Origin of the sequence: Tunicatimonas sp. (assembly GCF_049647865.1) — a bacterium.
Lineage (GTDB): Bacteria > Bacteroidota > Bacteroidia > Cytophagales > Cyclobacteriaceae > Tunicatimonas.
In genome coordinates this window covers 1-9,331 of sequence record NZ_JBARYM010000489.1, presented here as the reverse complement: position 1 = coordinate 9,331, position 9,331 = coordinate 1, and the positions used below count along the sequence as shown (strand labels likewise).

The following is a 9,331-nucleotide window of genomic DNA, read 5'->3' as shown; positions in this document are numbered from 1 at the left end:
CTACCCACGTAGTAGGTTTGTCCATCTGAGGAAGTTGCTTGGACTCCCCTACCCGTTAAACTAGTAAAACCGGATAGTTGCGCTGGTTGCATTTCTTTTTCCTGAAGCTTTTTGACCACGGCTTCCGCCAAAGGATGCTCTGATTGCGCTTCCAAGGCCAAAAGGATTGACCGGGGTAATGCTAGCTCGTCTTGGATCATCCAGTGTAGATTGGTAACTATCGGTTTGCCTTCGGTAATGGTTCCGGTTTTATCAAGTACAACCGTATCTACTTGGTGTGCTAACTCCAGGCTCTCAGCATCTTTGATCAGAATATTATTTTCCGCTCCCCGGCCTACTCCCACCATAATGGCGGTTGGGGTGGCTAATCCTAAAGCACACGGACAAGCAATAACCAGCACCGAAATAGCGGCTAGTAAGGCGTGAGTAATTGCATTTTCACCACCAACTAACATCCAGATGATAAAAGTAATTAGGGCAATACCCAGTACAATCGGAACGAAGATTCCGGCAATTTTATCGACCAGTTTTTGCACCGGAGCTTTGCTACCCTGAGCTTCTTGTACCTGACGAATAATCTGAGCCAATCGAGTTTGGCTTCCAACTTGTGAGGCCTGTAGGTAAAAGCTTCCCTTTTGGTTAATCGTTCCGGCAAAAACTGGCTCATTCGGTAGCTTTTCAACCGCTAGTGGTTCACCCGTTAGCATACTCTCATCTACGAAAGATTCTCCCTTTACAATCACCCCATCTACCGGAATTTTTTCGCCCGGACGAACAATAACAATATCGTTTACGAGGACTGAAGCAAAGTCAATTTCTTTTTCCTGGTTATTACGAACAACTATTAAAGTTTGGGGCTGCAACCCGATCAGTTTCTTAATAGCGGAAGAAGTTTGAGATTTCGCTCGTTCTTCTAGCAGTTTTCCAAGTAATATAAAGGTGATAATTACGGTAGCCGCCTCATAGTAAATGTGTGGTTCCAGCCCCTGCTGCGTCCAGAACTGAGGAAAAAACGTATTAAATAAACTGAACAGGAAAGCAACCCCGGTACTAAGAGCTACCAGAGTATCCATATTGACTTGCTTATGCTGCGCCTGTTTGAGTGCGTTGATAAAGAAACGACGCCCAAACCAAAACAACACCGGAATACTAAGTACTAATGAAATCCAACGACCAGCCTGCCAATTCGCTAAGAACATACCAATAACAAAGATCGGCAAAGTAAGTAGCGCAGCTCCCAGTGTATCGAATCGTGTTTTTTTATAGTATTGCTGTTGAATGTCTTGCTGGATTTCCTCCGCATTCTCTTCAGCAACAATTAAATCAAAGCCTACTGCCCGAATAGCATTCTGTAACTTAGTAGGCGAAAGTGATTCTGCGTATTCTACCTGCACTGAGTGATTAGCAAAGTTTACATTAGCCGCATTTACTCCCTCCGTGTGTTTTAGGGTAGATTCCACACTGGCGGCACATCCAGCGCAGCTCATACCGGTTACCGGAAATACCTTCCGAACAGTGGATTTATTTTTAGCTTGAACTTTGGCTTGTTTGTCCGATATAGTTTCCGTAGTCATGGTTATTTCTCTTAGCTATCTCTAATATTTCTAAGGTAATCAATCTACGTAAAGTTAAATAGGACTTTGGTCCTTAGCGTACCAAACTTCTTATACGATTATACTTTTCGGATTCTACCTCAATATACTTTTCAAAGCATAATTGGGCACTAATAAAAATTAAGACGATCACAAACAGTAACTGAAATGAATACGTTCTTAGGCGTATATGACCGAAGTTACTCAAGAATTACAGCGGCAGATTCAGTTGTTACGTCTGGAGAAAGAAGCTGATTTAGAATACTACCGCCAGAAAGTTTTATTAGCCAGCTTAGAAGATCGCAAACGAGACGGGGTTTGCTGGTACCCAGTGGTGGTGGAAAGCCAACGATACAGCTTAGGTGAAAAGCTTATCATTCGAGTGAAACGTAGCGACGAATCGGCTAAATCTCACGTTTTTCATTCGGGAAAAATTGTAAGCTTATTTTGCAATACTTCCAACGATCGGCCTTCAGTATCCGGAGTAGTAAATGATGTACGTAAGCATCATATGACGATCACACTGAATACTAACGATTTACCCTCTTGGATTAACGAAGGTAACCTAGGAGTAGATTTACTATTCGACGAAATGGCTTACCGCGAAATGGAAAAAGCCCTAAAAAGAGTGATTGACACCAAGGATTCTCGCTTGCTAGATTTACGATCTATTTTACTAGGTGAGCAGCCTGCCGCATTTAAGAAAGATATTTTCGGTGGTCACGTAGACACACTGAATGAAAGTCAGAATCTAGCACTGCAACGCATTCGTCAGGCGCGAGATGTAGCTGTTGTCCATGGCCCGCCCGGTACGGGAAAAACTACCACTCTGGTTCAATCGATCATTCAAACGGTTCAACTGGAAAAACAAGTGCTGGTCTGCGCCCCCAGCAATGCTGCCGTTGATCTATTGGTAGAAAAGCTGAGTGAACAAGATTTAGACGTAGTTCGGCTGGGTCATCCCGCCCGGGTAACCGAGCAAAACCTGAACCGCACTATTGACGCACAAATCGCTCAACACGGTTACTACAAAGACCTAAAATCGTTACGAAAACGCTCGGAAGAAATGCGTAAGCTGGCCCTGAAATTTAAAAGAAATTTTGGTCATTCCGAACGCCAACAACGAAAGCGATTATTAAGCGAAGCTTCCGGATTGAGAAACGAAGCCGAGCAACTAGAGCACTATATTGTTGCCGATATTTTATCAAAGTCCCAGATAATTGCCTGCACGCTGGTAGGCGCATCTAATAATCTCATCAAAGGTTTTCGCTGCGATACCGTATTTATTGACGAAGCCGCTCAGGCTCTGGAAGCTGCCTGTTGGATTCCTATTCAGAAGGCTCAGCGCGTTATCTTTGCCGGTGATCACTATCAGTTACCACCTACCATCAAATCGTTTGAAGCCGCTCAACAAGGGCTGAATGTTACTTTGTTTGAGAAGTGCATGGATCGGCAAAAGAAGTTAGGCACTCCGGTAGATGCATTACTGCAGATGCAATACCGTATGCACCAAGCAATCATGCAGTTCTCCAGCCACTATTTTTACGACAGTCAATTGAAAGCGGCTGAGTCTGTTCGTACTGCGACCTTGACTGAGAACCAAGCTCCGTTGACTTTTGTAGATACGGCCGGTTGTGGATTTAATGACAAGACTGACCCAGAAACCCTGAGTACTTTTAACAAAGAGGAGGGCCAACTACTGCTTAATCATTTGAATACGCTAGTAGAAGATTTGTCCCCTCAATATTTATTAGAGAACCGTATCAATATTGGTATTATTACGCCCTACAAAGCACAAGTAAAATTTCTTACCGAACACTATCTTTCGTATCAATTTCTATCTGATATTCAATCGCTAATAACTATTGACACGGTTGATGCTTTTCAGGGAAGGGAACGAGAAATAATTTATATTAGCTTGGTACGATCTAACCCCAAAGGAGAAATCGGTTTTTTAAAAGACATCCGTAGAACCAACGTTGCCATGACCCGAGCGAAGAAAAAGCTCGTAATCTTTGGCGATAGTGCTACGTTGGGAAATCATCCGTTTTACGGACAATTGTTAGATTACGTACAGCAAGCCGATGCTTACCGAAGTGCTTTTGAGTATATTTATCCTAGTTAGCCATGAATAAACTAACTGTAGGAGTTGTGCAGGCTACTCCCGTTTTTTTTAATTTAAATACTACCCTAGAGCGAGTAGACTATTGGCTTCAGCAGGCTTCCGAGCAGAACAGTGATTTGGTGTTATTTCCCGAATCCTTTATTCCGGGGTATCCGCGAGGGTTTACTTTTGATGCCTCTATCGGTCATCGGAGCGATCAAAGTCGCGACCTTTATCAGAAATATTGGGAAAATAGTGTGGCAGTTCCTAGTAGGGAGGTAGAACTGCTTGCTGATCTGGCCAAAAAGTATCGAACTTACCTAGGGATTGGCGTTACAGAACGCGATCAAGTTAATGGCACTTTGTACTGTACCCTACTTTATTTTTCACCTGAATATGGCTACCTGGGCAAGCATCGAAAACTAAAACCTACCGGAGTTGAGCGCTTAGTCTGGGGGGAAGGTCAAGCCGATACATTAATTGCCGTCAACACAAAAGTGGGGCGTTTGGGTGGTCTAATTTGTTGGGAGAACTACATGCCATTGGCTCGTATGGCAATGTATAAAATGGGGGTTCAAATTTATTTAGCCCCTACCGCCGATGCTCGTGCTAATTGGACAGCTACTCTTCAGCATATTGCTTTAGAAGGACGCTGCTTTGTACTGGGCTGTAATCAATTCTTTCGTAGAGAAGACTACCCAGCAGAATATCAATTGTTTGTAAAGGATTATCAAGAAGACTTTTGCCGGGGTGGCAGTATCATTGTTGGCCCTGACGGAGAAGTTCTATCCGGTCCACTCTATAATAAAGAAGGCATTCTAACCGCAACTATTAATTTGACCAATTCAGTTCGCCATAAACTAGACTTTGACGTAGTGGGTCACTACTCCCGAGATGATGTTTTTGATCTTACAATATCAGGGCAGCCAAGTATTATACAGGAGGATAAGAATAAAATCAAGTAAGCGCTAAGATGTTAGCGATCATTAAGATTTACTGTCATCATTATCTTGAAAAGACGATAGATCGACGTCTGGTAGTTCGATAGCAGCTTCACCAATTTCATTATTTTGGGAGAAGTCTTTGGGGGAAGGCAGTTCCTGTAAGCTATTGATGCCAAAATACTCCATAAACTTGTCTGAAGTTCCGTAAAGCAAAGGGCGCCCGATTGTTTCGTCCTTACCTTTAATTTCAACCAGCGACTTCTCTAGCAACTTTTGTATAGCGTAGTCGCAACCTACTCCCCTAATCTGCTCAATCACTGCCTTCGTGATTGGTTGCTTATACGCAATAATAGAAAGGGTCTCTAATGCAGCCGTAGACAGCCTTTTTTTAGATTGCTGCTTCAGTAAAATACTTATGCTAGCTTGATAAGCAGGCTTAGTCAAAAATTGGTAGCCCTCACTAATTTGAACAATATGATAGGAGTATCGCTCATCTTCGTACTCATTAATCAAGTTCTGAATCTCCACAGCTACATCTTCGTGCGAGACCTCGGTGTTAAACATTTCAGTAAGGCAGCCGATAATATCAGCTAATGAAATAGGGCTATCGGCGCAAAAGATGAGCGCTTCAATATGCTTTTGAAGAAAATTCACAAGATGATTGATTTTACTGCTGCTTCAGCTTTGCTTCAATAGAGTGACGCGTATGGGGTACTGCTCTTAGTCGTTCTTTAGATATCAAATTACCAGTATCAATACAGATCCCATAGGTTCGGTTCTTGATCCTAGCCTTTGCACTCTCTAATTGAATGATGAACTTTTGCTGACGAGCAGCCAACTGGCTTAAACTCTCCTTCTCTAACGTATCAGCCCCATCTTCTAACAGTTTACTAGTGCCAACAGTAGTATCAGTACCATTATCATGAATTCTGCTCAAAGACTGCTTAATATTGTCTAATTCTTCCTTCGCTTTTCCTAGTTTGGTATCAATAATTTTTTCAAATTCTTGTAACTCTTCGTCAGAATATCGCATTTTTTCGTGTTGTTGCATCATTTTAGAATTTAATCCAATTGGCAGGCAAAATTAGTTCTGCCTGCCAATTCTCAAAGCTTCTGGTTGTATATTTTTACAATGATACCAATAACCCTAAAAGTTCACTCAGTGATAAAGTATCTAGGCGAAATAATTAGCTAACTGCTTCTGGCTCTGGCGTAGGATTAAAGTACTTTACTTGCTCTTGATATAATTTGAATGAAAGGCGATCCTTCGGAATTTCTATATCATCAAATGTAATGATTGCATCTTTTGGAATGTCTCTCTTCAATACAACTCCTTTGGTTAACCCAATAGGAAGTAGATTTTCTGAGCGAGTACTTTTATAGTTTTCGCAAACCCCATAACTAGTATATCCGCCATATCCATCTAATGTCGCCCCTGCTTTCAAGTCTTTCTTGGCAGCAGCTACCACCTCTACTACTGGTCCATCTATAGGTGCCATAACCGCATCGTTAAAGTGGAATGTTCGAGCAATGGAGTTAGGCACTTCAAAGAAGCATAGATGGTAGGGCGTGTAAAAGCTATAAAGTGGGCCTTTACCTAATTTTAAATAGCTCAGATACTCTTTTGATAACGGATCTTCAGTGGTGGCAAATACATAAACCCCCGGGCCAGGTTCAGATCCTACCGCGTAGTCTACAATGCCACCTAAGGCCTTTAATTCGTCTATATCGTACAGTTGCGTTAATTTATCAACATGATCTGTTGTTCGGAATGCGTTCATCCCTCGCTTACTTACCACCATGCCGGTAGCATTGGCCACCGATGCTTGCTCAAAGGCTATTTTAGTACCATCGGTAAATGAAGTAATCATGTTTACATTCTGTCCTGCTTTCTGGGCATACTCAGCCATATCCGTTGGGTTTTTATGAAAATCAAGGAACCCTTTTATGTTACCCGCAACTAGAGGATCGAACCCTAATCCCTTCACAAATCGATACAAATTCATAATAACCCCGGGCTGATCGCCATCGCTACCAGTAAGAATTACTCCTGACTTGTCGGCATAATGTTTAAGAATGGGACCTAGCGTAGCATCTAATTCAGCGTTCAGCAGTACTACTGGTTTATGATGTTTAACAGCGTTCAGTACAGATGAGGCCGCATAGTCAATAGTGCCTGTTGCTTCTACAATAACATCAACACCTTCTGCCTCACAAAGAATAGAGGCGTGTTGGCAAACTACGTAATGTCCGTGGTTGATCGCATCGCTGAGCTGACTAGCATTTTCAACTTCAGCAACATCAGTAATACCTGCTTGACGGTAGCAGCCTAGAGCTTTATCTATAGTACGATTGCTAATGGCTACTACTTTCATACCAGATGTATAACGTTCAATCTGGTTCACTAAGCCTTTAGCCATATATCCGGCTCCAATGATTCCTACCCGGATGGGGTTACCTATATCTTCGCGGAACTGTAGAGCTTTATCAGTAATAATCATTAGACAAATGTTTGTTTACCAGTGCAAGGTAAGACATAAATGTAACTTTTTCAAAAAAAATTATAAAAATTAATATAAATGTGGCTTATCAGTAGGATTGAACCTGGGATATCTATCAGTACATAAAGAAGGCAACACTTTTTTATGTAGTTGGTTACTTGCAAATCAAATTAAGGATAGACAATACATCCTAGAAAAAGGAGTAATATTTTACAATTATAACCAAAATTCGCTTAGAAGATCGAGTTGTTAAAGTGCATATGCAGGTTGTTTATTGAGGGGGTATTACTAAAAGTAATAATAAATAACTCGGAATATCATTGCCGGATAAGGCCCAGCATGGAAGGCTCCGCGAATTCCGGTGGACGTCACGCGGCATCACCCTCTTACGATGCGGGAGATCCCGCAGTGGAGAGGGTCGCCCCGCAACTGCCGGAATATATCCGGGCCACTGTGGCGCGGGAAACGCCAAAAGAGTTTCATTGGAGCACTTAAAATGTGCTATACGAAATTCGCTCTGCCCTTAGCGCAAAAAATTGAGTAAGCCTCTTTTTTCCCATCAGTTGGTGCTGGGATCTATCATATCCTTTATTGCCGGTAAAGTAGCGTAGCTCTATATTTTTCGCGTAACCAAGTAGCGAGGACAGATTTACCAATAAGGAACCTATCCTTGCTACATGCGTTTTTTGCTGAAATTTGAATGTGGTTTATTTACGTTCACCACGCATTTTTCATAGGGGACTATACGCTTTCCGGAACCACAAAATCCTCACGATAATCGCGAGACAGCATAGCATCGGCCTCAGGGTCATCTACAAAAGTTTCTGCATCCGGGTCAAACGTTAGTACTCGATCTAACCGGTAGGCAATATTACCTAGGTGTGCTAATCCAGAAGCTAGGTGCGCGGTTTCTACCGGACCATTTAGTATAGACTTATCGTGCTTACGGACGGCTTCAATAAAATTGGCAAAGTGTCCATCCGTGCCTCCCGCTCCCCGATCTACACCGGTAGCTGATTCGCCGCCGTCTTCACCTGACTGGCCCGGGGTACGGTCTCTTCCCAGGTAGGTCTGATATTTATCATATCCATCTACCACGAGAATTCCTTTTTCGCCGTAGAAGATGTTACCCACTGTAACCCCAGCTTCGGCGTTCGTTACCCAGGGACGTACTTCGAACTGGATGATTTTATCTTCATCGGGATATTTGTAAACGGACGTTAGCACCTCAGGAACTTGTTTAGCATCGTCCCAAAGAAATTTTCCACCCATAGAGGTAATTTTGGTCGGTAGGCCCACGTCTAATCCCCACATACAAAGATCGGTCTCGTGTATGCCCTGATTGCCTACGTCGCCATTGCCGTAGTCCCAGTGCCAATGCCAATTGTAGTGTACCAGGTCTCGGGAGAAAGGACGCTTAGGAGCGGGGCCGGTCCACAGATCGTAGTCCAGCCCGTCGGGAACCGGTGAAGTTCCTTGAATACCGATATCATCTCTCCAGCGGAACACCAGACCGCGCGACATGTATACTCGTCCGATGTATCCATCGCGCAGAAGTCCAATAGCCTCGTTGATCGCGGGCGAACTTCTCAACTGCACTCCGTGCTGCACAATTCGGTCGTACTTATTAGCGGCTTCTACCATTTTGCGGCCTTCCCAAATATTGTGGGAGCCGGGCTTTTCCACGTACACATCTTTTCCTGCCTGGCAGGCCCAAATGGTAGTGAGCGCGTGCCAGTGATTAGGTGACGCAATACTGATTACATCAATATCTTTATCATCCATTACGTTACGTAAATCCTGCTCCAGCGCAACATCTTCGTCATAGGTTTCCTTAAACTCCTTTTGTCGTTCTTTCAGCAAGTTCATATCCGGATCGCACAAAACGGTCACTGCAACATCGTCTTGAGCCATTAAGCTTTTGATATGGTTTTTACCCCGGCCATTTATCCCTAACACCGCAGCATTAATACGGTCATTCGCGCCAAACGCTCGCGAGGAGATGATAGTAGGAGCCACAAAAGCCGCCGAACTGGCTGCGGCGGTATTCTTAATGAATGTTCTTCTTGAAGATTTCATAATTTCATTATTAGTCTGTATTTCAAATATATAAAAAAAGGGCCGAAGCCCTTTTTAGTTTAAAACTTACTAACGACTTAAGAACCACCCCCAACAGGGTAACCAGGATTT

Annotated in this window: 7 protein-coding genes; 2 read left to right on the top strand and 5 right to left on the bottom strand. The window is 43.1% G+C overall.

What is annotated here, in order from left to right; genetic code table 11:
* Window positions 1-1,574: heavy metal translocating P-type ATPase (locus WBA23_RS14555; RefSeq protein WP_424583004.1), on the bottom strand; the 1,574-nt coding region annotated here is incomplete at its 3' end.
* 208 nt (window positions 1,575-1,782) lie between these two features.
* On the opposite strand from WBA23_RS14555, the gene WBA23_RS14550 reads away from it, so the two are divergent.
* Window positions 1,783-3,717, top strand: coding sequence for an AAA domain-containing protein (locus tag WBA23_RS14550; RefSeq protein ID WP_424583003.1), 1,935 nt, complete (start codon window positions 1,783-1,785; stop codon window positions 3,715-3,717).
* Window positions 3,718-3,719: 2 nt separating this feature from the next.
* Window positions 3,720-4,661: a carbon-nitrogen hydrolase family protein gene (locus WBA23_RS14545; RefSeq protein WP_424583002.1), complete on the top strand. Its 942-nt coding sequence runs from the start codon at window positions 3,720-3,722 to the stop codon at window positions 4,659-4,661.
* A 21-nt stretch (window positions 4,662-4,682) separates the two neighbouring features.
* Here the strand turns inward: WBA23_RS14545 and scpB are convergent, their stop codons facing one another.
* The 4 genes from scpB to WBA23_RS14525 form a co-directional block, all read right to left on the bottom strand.
* Window positions 4,683-5,294: an SMC-Scp complex subunit ScpB gene (gene scpB / locus WBA23_RS14540; RefSeq protein ID WP_424583001.1), complete on the bottom strand. Its 612-nt coding sequence runs from the start codon at window positions 5,292-5,294 to the stop codon at window positions 4,683-4,685.
* A gap of 13 nt (window positions 5,295-5,307) precedes the next feature.
* Window positions 5,308-5,691, bottom strand: coding sequence for a TraR/DksA family transcriptional regulator (locus tag WBA23_RS14535; protein WP_424583005.1), 384 nt, complete (start codon window positions 5,689-5,691; stop codon window positions 5,308-5,310).
* A gap of 136 nt (window positions 5,692-5,827) precedes the next feature.
* Window positions 5,828-7,141, bottom strand: coding sequence for an NAD(P)H-dependent oxidoreductase (locus WBA23_RS14530; protein WP_424583000.1), 1,314 nt, complete (start codon window positions 7,139-7,141; stop codon window positions 5,828-5,830).
* A 741-nt stretch (window positions 7,142-7,882) separates the two neighbouring features.
* The gene (locus WBA23_RS14525; RefSeq protein ID WP_424582999.1) at window positions 7,883-9,220 is read right to left on the bottom strand and encodes a Gfo/Idh/MocA family protein; all 1,338 of its coding nucleotides are present in this window, start codon (window positions 9,218-9,220) and stop codon (window positions 7,883-7,885) included.
* Between the last annotated feature and the right edge of the window lie 111 nt (window positions 9,221-9,331).

Excerpts from the sequence above, each read along its gene's own strand:
- WBA23_RS14550 (WP_424583003.1), top strand. The coding sequence starts at position 1,783 with ATGACCGAAGTTACTCAAGAATTACAGCGGCAGATTCAGTTGTTACGT.
- WBA23_RS14545 (WP_424583002.1), top strand. The coding sequence starts at position 3,720 with ATGAATAAACTAACTGTAGGAGTTGTGCAGGCTACTCCCGTTTTTTTT.
- WBA23_RS14535 (WP_424583005.1), bottom strand. The coding sequence starts at position 5,691 with ATGCAACAACACGAAAAAATGCGATATTCTGACGAAGAGTTACAAGAA.
- WBA23_RS14530 (WP_424583000.1), bottom strand. The coding sequence starts at position 7,141 with ATGATTATTACTGATAAAGCTCTACAGTTCCGCGAAGATATAGGTAAC.
- WBA23_RS14525 (WP_424582999.1), bottom strand. The coding sequence starts at position 9,220 with ATGAAATCTTCAAGAAGAACATTCATTAAGAATACCGCCGCAGCCAGT.